General features: G+C 67.6%; 13 protein-coding genes. 1 reads left to right on the forward strand and 12 read right to left on the reverse strand.

From position 1 onward, the window contains the following. Positions 1-7 precede the first annotated feature (7 nt). The 7 genes from Aple_RS46630 to Aple_RS46660 form a co-directional block, all read right to left on the reverse strand. Complete coding sequence (locus Aple_RS46630) at positions 8-802, reverse strand: ABC transporter permease (protein ID WP_218038875.1); 795 nt, start codon at positions 800-802, stop codon at positions 8-10. A 307-nt stretch (positions 803-1,109) separates the two neighbouring features. After that, a complete protein-coding gene (locus Aple_RS46635; protein ID WP_155351226.1) occupies positions 1,110-2,054 on the reverse strand; it encodes an ABC transporter ATP-binding protein in 945 nt (314 codons plus the stop codon). Continuing rightward, positions 2,042-3,574 carry a glycoside hydrolase family 13 protein gene (locus Aple_RS46640; RefSeq protein ID WP_155351227.1) on the reverse strand — a complete coding sequence of 511 codons (1,533 nt, stop codon included), beginning with the start codon at positions 3,572-3,574 and terminating at the stop codon, positions 2,042-2,044. Before Aple_RS46640 ends, Aple_RS46635 begins: the two co-directional genes overlap by 13 nt. A gap of 43 nt (positions 3,575-3,617) precedes the next feature. Continuing rightward, positions 3,618-4,592, reverse strand: coding sequence for a carbohydrate ABC transporter permease (locus Aple_RS46645; RefSeq protein WP_155351228.1), 975 nt, complete (start codon positions 4,590-4,592; stop codon positions 3,618-3,620). A gap of 13 nt (positions 4,593-4,605) precedes the next feature. Next, on the reverse strand, positions 4,606-5,460 hold the full coding sequence (locus Aple_RS46650) for a carbohydrate ABC transporter permease (RefSeq protein ID WP_246265412.1): 855 nt from the start codon (positions 5,458-5,460) through the stop codon (positions 4,606-4,608). Positions 5,461-5,680: 220 nt separating this feature from the next. Continuing rightward, positions 5,681-7,057 (reverse strand): ABC transporter substrate-binding protein, encoded by a 1,377-nt coding sequence (locus tag Aple_RS46655; protein WP_155351230.1) that lies wholly within the window; start codon positions 7,055-7,057, stop codon positions 5,681-5,683. A 313-nt stretch (positions 7,058-7,370) separates the two neighbouring features. Continuing rightward, positions 7,371-8,384, reverse strand: a complete 1,014-nt coding sequence (locus Aple_RS46660) for a LacI family DNA-binding transcriptional regulator (RefSeq protein ID WP_155351231.1) — start codon at positions 8,382-8,384, stop codon at positions 7,371-7,373. A gap of 554 nt (positions 8,385-8,938) precedes the next feature. Here Aple_RS46660 and Aple_RS46665 point away from each other — a divergent pair. After that, complete coding sequence (locus Aple_RS46665; protein WP_218038876.1) at positions 8,939-11,830, forward strand: discoidin domain-containing protein; 2,892 nt, start codon at positions 8,939-8,941, stop codon at positions 11,828-11,830. 51 nt (positions 11,831-11,881) lie between these two features. Here the strand turns inward: Aple_RS46665 and Aple_RS46670 are convergent, their stop codons facing one another. From Aple_RS46670 to Aple_RS46690, 5 genes are all read right to left on the reverse strand, one after another. After that, entirely contained in the window at positions 11,882-12,313 is a 432-nt protein-coding gene (locus tag Aple_RS46670; RefSeq protein WP_155351232.1) for an acyl-CoA thioesterase, read from the reverse strand. Then, a complete protein-coding gene (locus Aple_RS46675) occupies positions 12,310-12,945 on the reverse strand; it encodes a TetR/AcrR family transcriptional regulator (RefSeq protein ID WP_155351233.1) in 636 nt (211 codons plus the stop codon). The genes Aple_RS46670 and Aple_RS46675 overlap by 4 nt, the downstream gene beginning before the upstream one ends. A 44-nt stretch (positions 12,946-12,989) precedes the next feature. Further along, positions 12,990-14,303 (reverse strand): lanthionine synthetase LanC family protein, encoded by a 1,314-nt coding sequence (locus tag Aple_RS46680; RefSeq protein WP_155351234.1) that lies wholly within the window; start codon positions 14,301-14,303, stop codon positions 12,990-12,992. A gap of 32 nt (positions 14,304-14,335) precedes the next feature. Further along, positions 14,336-16,504: a HelD family protein gene (locus tag Aple_RS46685; RefSeq protein WP_246265415.1), complete on the reverse strand. Its 2,169-nt coding sequence runs from the start codon at positions 16,502-16,504 to the stop codon at positions 14,336-14,338. Between the two features lie 538 nt (positions 16,505-17,042). Continuing rightward, positions 17,043-17,588 (reverse strand): flavin reductase family protein, encoded by a 546-nt coding sequence (locus Aple_RS46690; protein WP_246265418.1) that lies wholly within the window; start codon positions 17,586-17,588, stop codon positions 17,043-17,045. Positions 17,589-18,053: the final 465 nt, after the last annotated feature.

Genomic DNA, 18,053 nt, shown 5'->3' on the forward strand with positions numbered 1-18,053 from the left:
AGTTCCGTCATTCGTGGAGACACCGCCGGTAGGTGATGCGCGCGATCATCGCGCCGGCGGCGCAGAGAGCCGTCAGATAGCCGATGTGCAGCAGGCTCATGCCCAGGGTCGCGGTTCCGAGTGCCAGCGTCCTGGCCAGATCCACACCGTGCCAGAGCGGCAGCGCGTACGCGACCGCTCGCAATGGCCCCGGCAGCTGCTCAACCGAGAAGAATGTGCCCGAGAACAGGTACATCGGCATGACCACGAACCGGAACACGGTGTTGAGCTGTGGAAAGTCCGCCACGGTCACCGCCCACGCGGCCAGCGGCGTGGCGAAGGCCAACCCGGTCAACGTGGCCGCGAGAGTGACCGCCAATGCGACCACGATGTTCTCGATCAACCCGAACAGCGCCATCGCCACGACGAAGGCGGCCGCGCTCAGGAAGAGCCGCAGCGCGATGAATATCAGATGCCCGGCGAAGATATGCCCGGGTTCGAGCGGAGTCGCCGCGGCGGTCGAATAGATCCGCTCCCGCCGCAGCGCGCTGTTCACCACGAACCCGGCTTCCACGAACGCGTTCTGCAACGCCGCCGCGGCCAACAACCCGGGCGCGAAGAAGGCCAGGTACGACGCTCCCTCAACCGACCCTTCGACCAACGTGCCAAGCCCGGCCCCGATCGCCAGCAGAAACAGGATCGGATTGGCGACACTCACCACGATCGTACCCCGCCAGGTCCGCCGATACCGAACAAGCCAGTACGCCATCGCCCGAAACGCCATGGCCAACCCACCCATACGCGCCGAAACCGGGAGCGTCATCTCAGCCCACCCAAAACCTGCCGAAGGACGCCGAGTTGCTCGCCGCTATCCGGCGCCGACAACGCAGGTGATAACCCTCGCCGCACCGGCGCCAACGGCTCGGCTCGAGCCAGCGCCACCATCTGTGCTGGAACCGGGAGCGTCCCCCAAAGGCCGCCGGATTGCTCGCCGCTATCCGGCGCCGACAGCGCAGGTGATAGCTTTCGCCGCACCGGCGCCAACGGCTCGGCTCGGGCCAGCGCCACCATCTGTGCCGCGAGTGGCGGCGGAATTCCGTCCGATGCGCATAAATCCCGAAAAATCATCGTCAGTCCGTGAGGGAACGGCCGGTTAGCCGGAGGAAGACGTCTTCGAGGCTGGCGCGGCGGACCAAAGCGGTGAGTGGGCGTACGCCTGCCTCGGTGGCCTGGGTCAAAGCTTGTTCGCCGTCGTCCGCATACCAGAGCAGCCGATCCGGCAGCACCTCGACGTGATCGCCCAGCTTCCGCGCGACCTCCTCGTTCTCCCCCGGCGGAAAGCGCAACTCCAGCACCTCCCGGGTGACATGCCGCTCGATCAACTCCCGCGGCGAACCCTCATCGGCGATCAACCCCTTGTCCATCACCACCAACCGATCGCACAACTGCTCCGCCTCGTCCATATAGTGCGTGGTCAGAATCAACGTGACCCCGTCCTGCTTGAGCCGGAAGAGCCGATCCCACAACACATGCCTGGCCTGCGGATCCAACCCGGTGGTCGGCTCGTCCAGCAGCAGGATCTCCGGCTCGTTGATCAGCGCCCGCGCGATGGTCAGCCGCCGTCGCATACCCCCGGACAGGTGCTCCACCCGCTCGCCCGCCTTGTCCTCCAGCCGCGCGAACTCCAGCAACTCCCCAGTCCGAGCCTTCACCGCTCGACGAGACAGGCCGAAGTACAGCCCGTACACCACGAGGTTCTCCTCGACGGTGAGCTGGGTGTCGAGGGAGTCGTCCTGGGGCACGACGCCGAGCCGGGCCCGGACCCGGCGGCCGTCGGCGACCGGGTCCAGGCCGAGGATGCGCAGCGACCCGGCCGTGGGCGCGGACACCCCGCCGAGCATGCGCATGGTGGAGGATTTCCCGGCTCCGTTCGGCCCGAGGAAGCCAAACGCCTCACCGCGATGGACCTGGAAGTTCACCCCGGCCACGGCGCGGAACGGCATCCCCTTCCGATCCCGCGCCGGGTAGGTCTTCTCCAGGCCGACGGCCTCGATGAGCGGGTTCAGGCGAGCCATACCGCGGTGTCGGTGGGGAGTTCCTCACCTTCGAGAGGGCCGCTGGCGAGCAGCACGGTTTCGTGCGGCGGGAGCCGTACGGGCTCAGAACCCAGGTTGACCAGGCAGGTCAGGCCGGACTCGCGAGTGAAGGCGAGGACTTCGGGGGCGGAGTCGAGCCAGGTCAGGGTGCCGTCGCCGAGGCGGTCGCGGCGGATGGCGAGGGCGCTCTTGTAGAGGGTCAGCATCGAGCCGAGGTCCTGGGCCTGGGCTTCGGCGGTGAGCTTGTTCCACGCTTCCGGCTGGGGGAGCCACGGCTCGCCCGTACCGAACCCGAACGGCGGTTCGCCGCCGGACCAGGGCAGCGGGACGCGGCAGCCGTCGCGGCCGGGGATGGTGTAGCCGGAGCGCGGCCAGATCGGGTCCTGGCGCAGCTCGCCGGGGATGTCCTCGACTTCGGGCAGGCCGAGCTCCTCGCCCTGGTAGATGTAGACGCCGCCGGGCAGCGCCATGGCCAGCAGGGCGGCGGCGCGGGAGCGGCGGTAGCCGAGTTCCAGGTCGGCGGGCACGCCGTCGCGGCGGGCGCCGTGGTCCCAGGAGGTGTCCTCGCGGCCGAGGCGGGTGACCACCCGGGCCACGTCGTGATTGGAGAGCACCCAGGTGGGCGGCGCGCCGAGCGGGATGTGGGTGGCCATCGTCTCCTCGATGGAGTGGCGCAGCGCGGCCGGGTCCCACGGGCAGGCCAGGAAGTCGAAGTTGAAGGCGGTGTGCATCTCGTCGGGGCGCAGGTAGCGGGCGAACCGCTCCTGGTCGGGGAACCAGACTTCGCCGATGAAGATGCGGTTGTCGTACTCCTCGGCGAGACGGCGCCAGCCTCGGTAGACGTCGTGCACCTCCGGCTGGTCGGTGTAGCCGTCGGGGTCGCCGCCGTCGAAATCCTTGACGAGCACGGCCGCGGAGTCGATCCGGATGCCGTCCACGCCCCGGTCGAACCAGAAGCGCAGCACGTCGTGGAACTCCTGGTGCACCTCCGGGTTGGTCCAGTTGAAGTCCGGCTGCTCCGGGGCGAACAGGTGCAGGTACCACTGGCCGTCGGGGACCTGGCTCCAGGCGGGTCCGCCGAAGATGGACTTCCAGTCGCCGGGCTCGTCCCGGAACCAGAACCGGTTCCTGGCCGCCGAGCCGGGCTCGGCCGCGAGCGCCTCCTGGAACCACGCGCTCTGGTCGGAGCTGTGGTTCGGCACGACGTCGATGATGACCTTGATGTCCAGCTCGTGGGCCTCCTGGATGAACTTCTCCGCCTCCTCCAGGGTGCCGAAGGTCGGTTCAATGTCCCGGTAGTCGGCGACGTCGTAGCCGCCGTCCGCCATCGGGGAGGGGTACCAGGGTGTGAGCCAGACGGCGTTGACGCCCAGGTCGGCGAGATACGGCAGGCGACTCCGCAGGCCGGCGAGGTCGCCGATTCCGTCGCCGTTGCCGTCGGCGAAGCTGCGCGGGTAGACCTGGTAAATCGCGGCCCCCCGCCACCACGTTTCGGGCATGCTGGAAACAACTCCTTTAGAGGTTGGATTGCGGTCGGGTGGTTCAGCCCTTGAGGCTGCCCGCCGTGAGACCGGCCATGATGCTGCGCTGGAAGATGAGGAAGACCACGATCGCCGGCACGCTCGCGATAAAGAGCGCAGCAATCAGGACATTCTGTGGCATCTGCGCAGAAAGAGAAGAGATGCCGACGCTGATCGACATCTTCTCGCTATCCGGCAGCACCAGGAGCGGCCACACGAAGTCCTTCCAGACGTTGACCACGGCGAGAATGGAGACCACGCCGATGATCGGCCGGGACACCGGCAGGACGACCGACCACAGGATCCGCAGCGGCGAGGCCCCGTCGATCTGGGCCGCCTCCAGCAGTTCGCGTGGGATCGAGTCGAAGAAACGTTTAAGCAGGAAGATGAAGAATCCGTTGGCCACCGCCGGAAGCCAGATGGCCCACGGGGTGTTCAGCAGGTTCCATCCCAGGATCGGCAGATCCTTGACCGTCAGGTAGGCCGGCAGCAGGATCACCGTCGGCGGGATCATCAGCGTGGACAACATCAGCGCGAGCACGACATTGCCCAGGATCGGCCGCAGCTTGGACAGCGCGTAGGCCGCCGCCACGTCGAAGGCCAGCGTGAACAGCCATGCCCCGGCGGCGTAGAGCAGGGTGTTCTTCAGGAACAGCCCCAGATCGAGCAGATCCCACGCCTCCGACCAGACCCCCCAGTTGAGCGTCTCGGGGAAGAACGTGGGCGGCACCTGGGCCAGCTCCTCGGGCGACTTCATCGCGCCGGTGAACATCCAGTAGAGCGGGAACACGAACGCCGCGGTGAAGGTGACGAGCACGACGCTCAGCACCACCCAGTAGACGATCTTGCCGCGGGTGGTGGTCAGCGTGTGCGGCGAGACCAGGCCGCGGAACTGCGGCCCCTCCCGCCGGCGGCTCGGCTTGCGGCTCCGCCTGGGGCTCGGCGCGGGCGCGACCGGCCGCGCCGCGGCCCGATCCTGCACGATGCTGTACGACATGCGCCCCTCCTCTCTAGGTCCGGTCCCGCGAAACACGCAGGTAGACGGCGGAGAACACGATGAGCACCAGCATCAGCATGAGGCCGAGCGCGCCACCGCCCCCCCAGTTCCCGAAGCTGAACGCGTACTGGTACATGAGGTACGCCACGGTGACGGTGCCGTTCTCCGGACCGCCTCCGGTCAGCAGGAACGGCTCGATGAACACCTGCATGGTGGCCACGATCTGGAGCAGCAGCATCACCAGCAGGATGAGCTTCGTCTGCGGGATCGTCACGTGCCAGACCCGCTTGAACAGGCCGGCGCCGTCCAGTTCGGCGGCCTCGTAGAGCTCGCTCGGGATGCTCTGCAGCGCGGCCAGGTAGATCAGCGTGCCGGTGCCCAGGTTCATCCAGGTGGAGACGATGACCAGCGAGAGCAGCGCGGTGTCGGTGGAGTCCAGCCAGGCCAGCGGGCCCAGGCCGAACACGTCCAGCGCCTGGTTGAACAGGCCCGCGCCCGGGTCGTAGAACCACTTGAACAGCAGGACGGCCACGGCCGGCGGGAGCATCACCGGCAGGTAGACGACCAGGCGCAGGTACGCGCGGGCGTGCCGCAACTCGTTCAGCACGAGCGCGAAGACGAACGGCACCAGGTAACCGAAGACGAGCGCGAGCAGGGTGAACGTGGCGGTGTTCAACCAGGCGGAGGCGAACGCCGAATCATCGATCACCGTCGCGAAGTTCTCGAAGCCCACCCACTCGGGCGGGTCGACGAAGTTCGTCTTCTGGAAACTGAGAATGAACTCCCGGATCATCGGATACCAGGAGAAGAACGCGAAGCAGATCAGTGCCCCGCTGAGAAACCCGTAGGCCGTCAGGTTGCGGCTCACCGAGCGCCGTGTCGCCCCGGGGGATCGTCGCCGTGATCCCTTCACGGTCATTGTGCTCATCGGATGGCTCCCGATCTCGACGTGCTAATGGGAAAGTTGCTAAATGGACTGCCACTACGGTCCTGACCAGGCACGACAGTGGGGTGGCAGTCTGATGAGCAGGTTTCCCATTAGGTGGTGTCGGGGGCCAGCCAGGTATGGCCGGCCCCCGGATGTCAGGTCAGCCCGCTGCCAGCAGCTTGTTGACCTTCGACTCGGCATCGGCGAGGAGCTCGTCGACGTTGGCGTCCTCGCGGGTCAGGACCGCCGACATCGCGGTGTCGAGGATGGCGTAGATCTCCTGGGCCTTCGGCGGCTCCAGCTTGAACTGGACGGTCTTGGCGGCTTCGACGTACGGGGCGAAGTGGGCGACCGGCACGTTGGCGAACTGCTCGCGCTGGGCGTTGATCTCCGTGCCGGGGGCGGCGGGGCCGTACAGGTCGGTGGTGGGCAGGCCGACCGGGGTGCCGTCCTTGGCCGCGCGCTCGTAGTTGAACTGGCCCTGGCCGGGGGTGAGGAAGCGGAAGTCCAGCCAGAGCAGGCCGGCCTTGATCTGCTCGGGGGTGGCCTTCGCGTTGAACATGTAGCCGTCGCCGCCGCTCAGGGAGGCGGTGGACTCGGGCAGCGCGGTGACGCCGTAGTCCTCGAACTTGCCCTTGAAGTCGTTGTTGACGGCCTGCACCACGTCCGGGGCGCCGATCATCATGCCGAGCTTGCCGCCGCCCATCAGCCGCATCAGGTCTTCCCAGCGGTGCAGCTGCTTGGTGCCCATGCTGTTGTCGGTCCAGCGCATGGTCTTGAGGTTCTCCAGCACGGCCTTGCCCTGCGGACTGTTGAACGCCGCGGTCTTGCCGTCGGGGCTGACCACGTCGCCGCCGCGGCCGTAGATGGAGGAGGTGAAGTGCCAGCCGCCGGTGTTGCCCGCGCTGTACTCGCCGTAGCCGACGTAGCCGGCGCCGAGGGCGGAGATCTTCTTGGCGGCGTCCTGAACTTCGGCCCAGGTCTTGGGCGGCGTGTCCGGGTTGAGACCGGCCTGGGTGAAGAGCTTGCGGTTGTAGACCAGGCCGGTGCCGTAGTTGGTGCGCGGGATGCCGTACACCTTCTCGCTGTCCTTGAAGATGCTCATCACGTCCTGGCGGAGCTCGCCGATCTTCGGCACCTCGCTCAGGTACGGGCTGATGTCAGCGGCCTGACCGGCCTGAATGATCTTCCGCACGTCGGTGTAGTAGACGTAGAACAGGTCCTCCATCTCGCCACCGGCGAGCTTGGCCTGGAAGGTCTCGGGAACGATGCAGGGGAACGCGTCCTTGCTCTCGATCGTGATGTACGGGTACTGCGCCTGGAAGGCCGTGACGTCGGCGTCCCACTGCGCGCGTTCCTTGGGGTTCGTCTTCGGCGGCTGGCAGCCCACGCTGATCGTCACCGGAGCGTTGGCGGCGGGGGCTGACGAACCGGCGGCGGCGGTCGGGGCCGCAGCCGGCTCCTCGCTGCCACACGCCGCGGCGGCCAGCACGAGCCCGGCCGCGGCGAGTACTGTCGCGATCTTTCGGGATTGCATGAATGTTTCCCTCCTGCCGTGGTCGCCCACGACATCGTGAGAACACCAGTTCTGGTGGTGGTGCCGGTGAACGAGCCCCCGAGGTCCCGCTCGATGTAGGTGGGATTACGAGATTGATTCGTTTAGCAGTTGCGAGAAACATACAGAGACGGACAATGCCTAGCAAGAGCCCGTCATGCATGATGCAAAAAAGTGACAGGTATCTGGACGTGGCGGAGAACGCGCAGGTCGGGGCCGGAACGCGAAAGAGCCCGCGTCGCGGAAAGCGACGCGGGCTCAGGGCGGGGAGGGGCTCACGGCCCTCGGCCGGTGTTTACACGAGCGCTCTGACCTTCGCCGGGGCGGTGGAGCCGCGGACCACGAGCTCGGGTTCGTAGAGCAGTTCCTCGGCGCTGACCACGGCGCCGTCGATCTGGTTGACCAGCAGGGTGACGGCGGCCCGGCCGATGGCCTCGATCGGCTGGCGCACGGTGGTCAGCGGCGGGTTGGTGCAGTTCATGAAGTTGGAGTCGTCGAAGCCGACCACCGAGATGTCCTCGGGCACCGACATGCCGAGCCGCCGGACCGCTCGGATCGCTCCAAGGGCGAGCGGGTCGCTGGCGCAGATGATGCCGGTGACGCCGTTGCGGATCAGCCGGTTGGTCACGGCCTGGCCGCCTTCGAGGGAGAACATCGCGTGCTCGACCGAGATCTGGTCGATCCCGGCCACCTCGGCGGCCAGCCGCAGCGCGGCCAGTTTGCGGCGGGACGGGATGTGGTCCTCGGGACCGAGCACCAGGCCGATGTGCTCGTGGCCGAGCGAGACCAGGTGGCCGAAGGCCTGCTCGACGGCGACGGCGTCGTCGGTGGAGACGCGCGGGAACTCCAGGTTGTCGCTGGCCGCGTTGACCAGCACGACCGGCAGGCCCAGGGCCAGCAGCCGCAGGTAGTGCTCGTGCGGGGCGTCGGCCTCGGCGAAGTGCCCGCCGGCGAAGACGACGCCGGAGACCTGCTGCTCCAGCAGCATCTCCACGTAGTCGGCCTCGGACAGGCCGCCGGCGGTCCGGGTGCACAGCACCGGCGTGAAGCCGCGCTGGGCGAGCGCGCCGCCGACGATCTCGGCGAGCGCGGGAAAGATCGGGTTGCCCAGCTCGGGCAGCACCAGGCCGACCAGGCGGGCGCGCTCGCCCCGCAGCTGGGTCGGGCGCTCGTAGCCGAGAACGTCCAGGGCGGTCAGCACCGCGGCCCGGGTCGCGTCGGAGACCCCGGGTTTGCCGTTGAGAACCCGGCTCACGGTGGCCTCGCTGACCCCGACTTTCTTCGCCACTTCAGCAAGTCGACGTGTCACAACGCAAATCATACGCCAGATTCACGCAATCCGCTTGCGTTCCATCGACGGGTTCTGGTCGAGGAGAGCGTTTTCTGTCGCACAACGAGGAGCGGGGCGGGTGAAGACTATCCAGGTAGTCCTGAATATTCGGTGATTTGCGCAGAAATTCACGGACTTGCGGAGGCGCGAGGTCTGGCAGGGCATGGGAGGGGTTCCACGGCGCGAGATCGGCCGGTTTCGCGGCGCAAACTTGCCGAAACATCCGGCATGTGGCCATATTTTCCCAGGTCAGCATGCTGACAGAGGGGTAATCCGGGAGCAAGGAGGGGCGTGAAGGGTGGGTGGGACAGGCTGCGGGCAAAGTCGTACCGGTTACCTAACGCAGTCGACATGTTCTTTTGCGAAATCAAGTTGAAATATTGCGGACTTCTGTTCGCCATCCTATGGTGTGCACAACTCGATGCCTCCGATCGCGGCCGGACCGGTGGCGTCAACACCCCCCGCCGGTTCGCGTCATCAGAAGCGTCCCTGGTCACGTGGCAAGCCCGGCTCTGCTGAGGAAGGGTCCACCGATGATGACATCGGGCCATCCCCCCACCGACGGCGCGTTACGCGCCCGGACGACCCGCAAGATGTCCGCCATCGTGGCCTCCGTGGCGCTGACCGTGGCCGGGGGTGCGGTCGCAGTCCCGCTCCTGTCCACCAGCGCGAGCGCGGCCACCTCCACCATCGGCCCGTTCGACGTGCCAGGACGCGGCGCGACCGTCCCGTTCATCGAGTTCGAAGCCGAAGCCGCGGCCACCAACGGCACCGTCATCGGCCCCAACCGCAGCTACGGCACGCTGCCCTCCGAGGCGTCCGGCCGCCGCGCGGTCACCCTCGACTCCGCCGGCGAGTACGTCGAGTTCACCCTCACCCAGCCCGCCAACGCGATGACCGTGCGCTACAGCATCCCCGACGCCAACGGCGGCACCGGCCAGACCATCAACGCCGACATCCGGGTGAACGGCGCCAAGCTGAAGGACCTCTCCCTGACCAGCAAGTACGGCTGGTATTACGGCGGCTACCCGTTCAACAACAACCCGGGCGACACCAACCCGCACCATTTCTACGACGAGACCCACACCCTGCTCGGCAGCACCTACCCGATCGGCACAAAGATCCGGGTGCAGACCGCCTCCGGCACCCCGGTCACCGTCGACGTGGCCGACTTCGAGGTGGCCCCCGGCGAGATCGCCCGTCCCGCCAACTCGCTCTCGGTGGTGGATTTCGGAGCCGTACCCAACAGCGGCGGCACCGACAACACGGCCGCGTTCCAGGCCGCCGTCGACGCGGGCCGGGCCCAGGGCCGCGAGGTGTACGTGCCCGCCGGAACCTGGACGCTCTGGGACCATGTGGTCGTGGACGGCGTCACCCTGCGCGGCGCGGGCCCGTGGCACACCACGCTCACCGGACGCCACCCCACCCAGCGCAGCCGCGCGGTCGGCATCTACGGCAAGTACGTCGCGGGTGGCGGTTACCAGGGCGGGATCCGGCCGCACGAGGCCGGTGGGCCCAGCCGGAACGTGACCGTGCGCGACCTGGCGATCCACGGCGAGATGCAGGAGCGCGAGGACAACGACCAGGTGAACGCCTTCGGCGGCGCGATGAGCAACTCGGTCATCGACAACGTCTTCATGGAGAACACCAAGGTCGGGGCCTGGATGGACGGCCCGATGGACAACTTCGTCATCAGGAACAGCAGGATCGTGGACCAGATCGCCGACGGCGTGAACTTCCACACCGGCGTGACGAACTCCACCGTGACCAACACCTTCGTCCGCAACACCGGCGACGACGGCCTGGCCATGTGGCCGGACCGGATGGCGAACGTGAACAACTCCTTCACGTTCAACACGGTGGTCTCGCCGATCCTGGCCAACAACATCGTCACGTACGGCGGGCGGGACATAAAGATCACCGACAACGTGGTCACGGACACGGTCACCAACGGCGGTGGCATCCATGTCGCCAACCGGTACCCGGGGGTCAACTCCGGGCAGGGAACCGCGGTCGCGGGCACGCACACGGTGTCGCGCAACACGCTGATCAGAGCGGGGAACAACGACTACAACTGGCGTTTCGGTGTCGGGGCGATCTGGTTCTCCGGTCTGAACGAGCCGGTCAACGCCACCATCAATGTCACCGACTCCGACATCCTGGACAGCTCGTACGCCGCGATCCACTTCATCGAGGGCTCCACGAGCACGGTCAACTTCCGGAACGTCAACATCGTCGGCGTCGGCACGTACGTGATGCAGGCCCAAGCCGCCGCCAGCACGACCTTCCAGAACGTGGACGCGTCCTATATCGGCGCGGGCACCCCGATCCACAACTGTGTCGGTGCCTCGTTCAGCCCGGTGGACCTGGGTGGCAACTCGGGGTGGAACATCCCGAACAACACCACCTGTGGCGGTATCTGGCCGGAGCCGAACTACATCTACCCGGGTGGCGGCGGCCCGACCCAGTCACCCCCGCCGAACTCGCCGTCCCCTTCTCCGTCTCCCTCGCCTTCGCCGCCGCAGTGCAACGTCGGCACCGGTGACCTGGCGCGCGGCAAGACGACGACCGCGAGCAGCCAGAACCAGGGCTTCACCCCGGCCAACGCGGTGGACGGCAACGCCGACAGCTACTGGGAGAGCGCCAACAACGCCTTCCCGCAGAACATCACCGTGGATCTGTGCGGGAACGCGAACGTGCAGTCGGTGGTCCTGAAGCTGCCCCCGGCGACGGCCTGGAACACCAGAACCCAGACCCTCTCGGTTCAGGGCTCCACGAACGGCTCCACGTTCACCACCTTGGCGGCCTCGGCCGGCCAGGTCTTCAACCCCGCGACCGGCAACACCGTGACAATCAACTTCCCCACGGCCAATGTCCGGTACGTCCGCGTCAACGTGACCGCCAACACCGGCTGGCCCGCCGCCCAACTCTCCGCCTTCGAGGTGTACGGCACAGCCGCCAGCCCCTCACCAAGCCCATCGCCCAGTCCGTCGCCGTCGCCTCCGGCGGGGAACCTCAACCTGGGCCGCCCGATGACGGCGAGCAGCTTCACCGATGTCTACCCGGGCTCCAACACCAACGACGGCAACGCCGGCACCTACTGGGAAAGCGCCAACAACGCCTTCCCGCAGACCCTGACGGTCGACTACGGCCAGAACCGCACGGTCAGCCGCGTCGTACTCAAACTGCCACCGCCCGCCGCGTGGGCCACCCGCACCCAGACCCTCTCGGTGCAGTGCTCCACCGACAACACCACCTACACCGTGGTCTCCGCATCGTCCGGCCGGGTCTTCAACCCCGCCACCGGCAACACAACGACGATCACCTTCCCCCAGGCCAGCTGCCGCTACCTACGCCTGCACATCACCGGCAACACCGGCTGGCCGGCCGCTCAACTGTCGGAATTCGAGGCCTACACCTCGTAACAGACCGGTGCTCGGGAGGAGGGAGGACGCCCCTCCTCCCGGGCCCCGCAATCACTTGAGCAGGATTGTGCAGGCTTCGCGCACGTCGTCGCCGATGGGGGTGGGCCGCAGGGTGGTTTGGTCGATCTTGATCTGGACTCGGCGGCCTTCCGCGTGGAGCTGGCTTCGGTCGGCGGAGAGGACGCGGAAGCCGTACACCAGGCTGGTGGTGCCGATGTGGTCCAGCCAGAAGTGCACGTCGACCGGGCCAACCGTGGTGATCGGGAGGTGGTAGGTGATGGCGAACTCGCGGACCACGAAGAAGATGTCGGCGAAATGCGGCACCGCGGGGTCGAATGGCCAGCCGCGCTCGGACCAGTAGGCGGCCAGGGCTCGCTCCAGCAGTAGTACGTAGCGGCCGTTGTGGAGGACGCCCATCGCGTCCAGGTCGTCGAAGTGGATCTGCACCTGCTCGATATGGCCGGGTTCGACTGCCGTGGTCATGGGGTGGCCTCCGGGAGGACGCTGGGGTCGGTGGCGAGGGCGCGCAGCCGGTCGAGCACGGCGCGGCGAGCGAAGCGGAAGCTGGGCTCCAGGCGGTGCACCAGAGTGTGGGTGATCACCGCCGCGCCGAGCGCCTGGATCTCGAAGGCGAGCTGGTCGGCGTCGGTGCCGGACTGCAGCTCGCCGAGCTCGGCGGACTGGGTGATCAGGGTGGTGAGCAGGGTGACCCAGTCGTGTTTGGCGGCGGCGATGGCGTCCCGCACCGGGCCGGGGTGGTCGTTCACCTCCGGTTCGACGTTGGCGAAGAAGCAGCCGCCGGGGAGGGCGCGCCGCTCGTAGAAGTCCATCCGGTTGACGTGCAGCGCCCAGAGCCGCCGGAGCCCGCGCGGCTCGCGCAGGGCAGGACGGACGATCTCCTCGACCCACTGCAGCCGGGCGTGCTCGACCACGGCGAGTTGCAGAGCCTGTTTGTCGGGCCAATGGCTGAAAAGTCCGGACTTGCTGACGCCGAGGCCCTGGGCGAGGCGCGCCAGGGACATGCCCTCCAGACCTTCCACGGAAGACAGCGCCACCGCATGATCGAGCACCGCCTGCCGGGTCCGCTCACCGCGCACCAGCCGTCCGTCTATCACGGCTACACCCTAGCAAACAAAAAGACCGACCGGTCGCTTATATTTCAGAGCAGGGACATCGGCACCGGAATCGCCGGGAACGGGTTGTCCGGGAGGAGGATGACCCGGCGGCAGGATCCGCCCTCGCGGGCCGCGCTCAGATGCAGCAGCGCCGCTCCGATCCCGGCCGCGCCGACCAGGTAGCCCGTGTCGGCGGTGATCTCTCCGGGCCGCAGCCGCCGATAAGCCTGATACCAGCGATATCCACCGTTCCGCGTAGCCCGCCCGATCAGGTCGTCGGCGATCGTGCCCGCCACTTCCAGGTGCTCGACCTCCCCGGTCGCCGCCCACAACCCGATGAACAGCTCGAGCAGCCCGGCCGCGCCGCAACACTGACATGCCACGTTCCAGTAGCCTTCGGTCCGCCGCCTCGGCGCCCCGCTGTTGACGATCCCGCGCGCCAGCCGCTCCACCCAGTCGAGATCGCCGGGATCGCCGGTCACCCGGTAGAGCTCGTAGAACATCCTGGCCACTCCGGCCGAACCCGAACAGAAGCCGAGATAGTGCAACGCTCTGGCCTGCGGCACATGATGCGGCACGAGCGCGCACTTCTCGCTCACCGCGCTGATGGTACGGACGAAGTCCGCCCCCCGCCTCGCCGCGGCCAGGAATCGCTCGTCGCGGGTCACACCGTACAGACGGGCCAGCAGGAAGCCGGTGCCGGAGGTGCCGGACAGGAACCCGGGCGTGACCGCGTCCATCGGCAGATCGGGCGTCTCGATCCCGAACCGGTGCCCGGGCACGACGAGGTGCGCGATCCGCTCCCCCGCCTCAACGGCCACCTGCTCGTACGCCGACACCCCGAGGATCCCCGCCGCGTACAGCAACCCGAGGATGACCCCGCCATCCCCCCGCTGGGCCGGATCCCCGGTCCACCCGATGCCCTCGTCGAACTTGCGCACGCTCCGTACGACCTGATCGGCCACCTCCCTCGCGGCGACCGAGAACCGTTCCTCCCCGGTCGCCCACCCGGCTTCGGCGAGCGCGAACGCGATGCCCATCAAACCGTGATAGAGCGTAGGGTCACGGACCTCCCGCCAGGTGGCGGCCAGATAATCGGCGCCCGATCGAGCGTCCTGCAAATACGTTTCGTCCCCGGTTGCCGCAGCCAGTTCCAGGAAGAACAGCACGATCCCGGCCGCGCCGGAGTAGAGCGAGGCCTCCTGGCCGGGGGCGGCGGAGGCGCCGCCTGGGTCCGGGTTGGCCCGCCAGCGCCGCCCGCGCGCGTCGTCCACGGAGGCAGCGCGAATCCAGCGACCGGCCCCCATCGCGACCGCGACGGGTGACTCGGCACGCTGCCCCTGGTCTCCCGCGTGCATCCAGCCTCCCGGTATTTCCTACTAGGATAGTCCTAATTAGACTCTCCGAGTAGCCCGCGCAGCATCGCCGGCAGTTCCCCCTCGTGAACCACCGTCAGCCGCCGGGTCGCCCTGGTGATCGCGACATACAGCTCACGACCCGCCATCTCCTCCGGCGCCACGACGACGACCTCGTCGAACTCCAGCCCTTTGGACCGCGTCACCGTCAGCAAAGCCACCGGAGAATCCAGCGGATCGAGCGTAACGGCTTCCGGCAACAACGCGGCGACTTCGGCATAGCGTGCGTCAGTCGTGATCACGGCGATCCGGCCGTCGCCGGGGGTGGCCACCAGGTTCGCGAGCACGCCGGGGAGGGTACTCGGGGTGGCCTGGATGGCGTGGGGCGGTTCGCCGTGCCGTACCGAACGGGGAGGTTCCTGGTCGGGGGCCACCTCGCGGAGCACGTCGGCGGCCACGTCCATGATCTCCTTGGGGGTGCGGTAGTTGACCGTCAGGCGTTCCTCGCGCCACTCGACGTAGCCGTCGAGCATCTCGCCCCAGCTGCGGGCGCCCGCCGGGGAGCCGGTCTGGCCGAGATCGCCGACGACGGTCATCGAGCGGGTCGGCACCCGGCGCATCACCATGCGCCAGGCCATCGCGGACAGTTCCTGGGCTTCGTCCACGATGACGTGGCCGTAGATCCAGCCACGGTCGGCGGCGGCCCGGCTCGCGGTGGTGCCGTCCGGGCCTCGATCGTTGTGCCAGTCGGCGAAGGCCGCGGCCTCGATGTCGTCCTGGCCGGTGATGGTCAGCACCTCGCGGGCGTACAGTTCCTCTTCCTGGCGGGCGCGCTGGGCCGCCAGCCGCTGCGCCCGGCTCTGCGGTTCCTGGCCGAGCAGCTCGGCGGCCTCGTCCAGCAGCGGCACGTCGTCCACCGTCCAGGGCGCGTCGGCGGGCCGCAGCAGGGCCTCGCTCAGCCCGGCCGCCGCCAGTCGCTGGCGGTCCGCGAACAGCTCCGCCACCAGCTGGTACGGCGTGAGGGCCGGCCACAGCGCGTCGATGGCCGCCCGGACCACCGGCTCCTGCCAGAGCACCTTGCGGGCGTACTCCAGGTCTTCCTTGTCGTCCGGGGCGTCGAGCTGGCGGGCCTCGTCGCGGGCGAGCGCGCGCAGCAGGTCGAGGGCGAAGAGTTTGCGGCCGACGTTGTGGAGGTGGCGGGCGGCTCGTTTCCTGGCCTTGACGCAGACGGCGTGCGGGACCACGAGGGTGAGAGCGTCGAGTTCGATCTCCAGATCTCCATCGGGCACGCGCTGCCGGTCGGCGACCGCGCTGGCCATCGCCTCGGCCATGCGAAGGTCGCCTTTGATCAGGGCGACGTTTGGAGTGTCCACATGTGTCGCGGCGACGCCGGGGAACAGTTCGCCGACGCTGGAGAGCACGACGTCGGTTTCGCCTAGCGAGGGGAGGACTTGTTCGATATAGCAGGAAAAAATGGCATTTGGGCCTACGACTAGGACGCCTCGGCGTTGCAATGTGTCCCGGTAGGTGTACAGGAGGTAGGCCGCTCGGTGTAGCGCGGCGACCGTCTTGCCGGTGCCGGGGCCGCCCTGGACGACGAGCGTGCCGTGCAGGCCTGATCGGATCACCCGGTCCTGCTCGGTCTGGATGGTCGCCACCACGTCACCCATCCGGCCGGTGCGGCCGCGCTGGAGAGCGGCCAGCAGGGCGGCCTCGCCGACCAGGGCATTCCGGTCGCCGTCGCTCATCCTGGTCAGGTCGAAGACCTCGTCGTCCACGCCGATCACGGTTCGGCCCCGGGTGCGCAGGTGCCTGCGCCGTACGAGACCCGCCGGAGCCGACGGGGTCGCGGCGTAGAACGGCCGAGCGGCCGGCGCACGCCAGTCGACCAGAACGGTCTCGTGATCGTCGTTCCGCAGGCCAATCCTGCCGATGTAGAGCGTCTCGCCGGATTCGTCCATCCGGCCAAGGTCAATACGACCGAAGCAGAGCCCCCGCTCCACCGCGTTCAACTGGGCCAGCCGCCGGATATGCTCCCCCGCCGCGACCTCACGCTCCACCCGCGCCTGCCGCGTACCACCCGCCTCACCGCGCGCCTGCTCGGCGGCCAATGCCTTCTCGGTTCGTTCACGTACGGTGTCGAGGCGGTGATAAAGCAGCGATACACGATCTTGCTCTAGCTGAATATCTTGACGTGGATTCACGTGTATGATATCCTTCCAGCGGAACGATTTTTGAATGCTATTTCGAGATGGCAAACACTCAGACTAGCGTTCCCGGCCGCGCCCATCAAGCGCGGTTTTTCTTGTTACTCGCCCTCTCCGGGGTACGGCATGCACGACCAAACCGGAGGTTCGTCACTCGTTCCCGTGACGGCACAGCGACACGAACCGAAGACGCCCAAGAACGAGACGGTTTCGAAACGACAGTCGCGGCACGGTGGAACTCCCACCCAGCCCTGCGCCTCCCCTCGGACTCCGCCCGACCCCGCCATCCCCGTGCTCGCCGAATGAAGCGGCAGCTTGATCCGCGTGGTTCTCCCACCCCGTCCTGCGTCTCCCCTCGGACTCCGCCCTGCCCGTAGTCGCCGTGCCTGCCCGTCCGAAATGACAGTCGTAGCGCAATGGTTCTCCTACCCGCCCAGCCCTGCGTTTCCCCCGGCTCCGCCCGGCCCCGGCGTCGCCGTGATTGGTCGTCGCTGTGGTCGCCTACCCGGCTATGCAGATCACGCACGGCTTTTTCTTATTCACTCCCGCGAGAGAGCGGCACGAAAGAGCCGAAGGACGCCCGGTGGTAGAGGAGCGGGTCTCCGCCGGTGGTGCCAGCCTCCACGACATGGCCGACCACCAGGATGTGGTCCCCGATGTCGGCGACCGAATGGCGATGACAGATCAGATGCGCCGAAGTCCCGTCCAGTAGTGGAACACCATGCGCGCCCATACGCCAGCCGAGGCAGTTCGCGAATCGGTCGATTCCCTTGCGCGCGAAAATCGCCGCCAATTCCGTTTGCTCGTCGGCCAGAACATTGACGGCAAAATAATCCGCGAGTTTTAGCGACGTCCACGTCGCGGACGCGCGGTCGACGTAGAAGGAGACCAGCGGCGGTGCAAGACTCACCGAGGTGAACGAGGTCACCGTGAGACCGACCAAGGCACCGGCCGCCTGCGCGGTGATCACCACCACCCCGGACGCGTGTGCCGCCAGAGCCTGCCGAAACCGGACCCCGTCCACACCCTGCTCCCGCATCGACGAACCCGCGCCCTGAATGATGGCGGCTGCCTGCACCATTTATCTCCCCGAAGAAAGGGCTGCACTCTTCTGGATTGTGTGCACCTGAATAGTGACGGATCAAGGGCGATATTGCGCCCTGCGCACGATCCTCTCCACCGGAATCACGGCGACGCCAGGGCCGAGCGGAGCCCAAGGGGAAACACAGGGCTGGGTGGGCGGGAGAACCGCAAACAGAGCGACCGCGGGCGGACAGAGCCTAAGGAATCAAACGGGCTGGGCGGGTGAGAGTGGGTAGAGAGCCCCGTGCCATGGCTTCGGTGTGGATGTCACGGCGTTGGCGGCAGCGGTCGGAGCCCGAGGAGAAACAGAGGACTCGCGCGATGGGTGCCCTTCGTCGAGCGCGCGAATGCGCAGCTCGCGATGGGGTTCGCGATGGGGTTCGCGATGGGGTTCGCGATGGGGTTCGCGATGGGGTTCGCGATGGGGTTCGCGATGGGGTTCGCGATGGGGTTCGCGATGGGG

This window comes from Acrocarpospora pleiomorpha (assembly GCF_009687885.1).
Taxonomy (GTDB): Bacteria; Actinomycetota; Actinomycetes; order Streptosporangiales; family Streptosporangiaceae; genus Acrocarpospora; species Acrocarpospora pleiomorpha.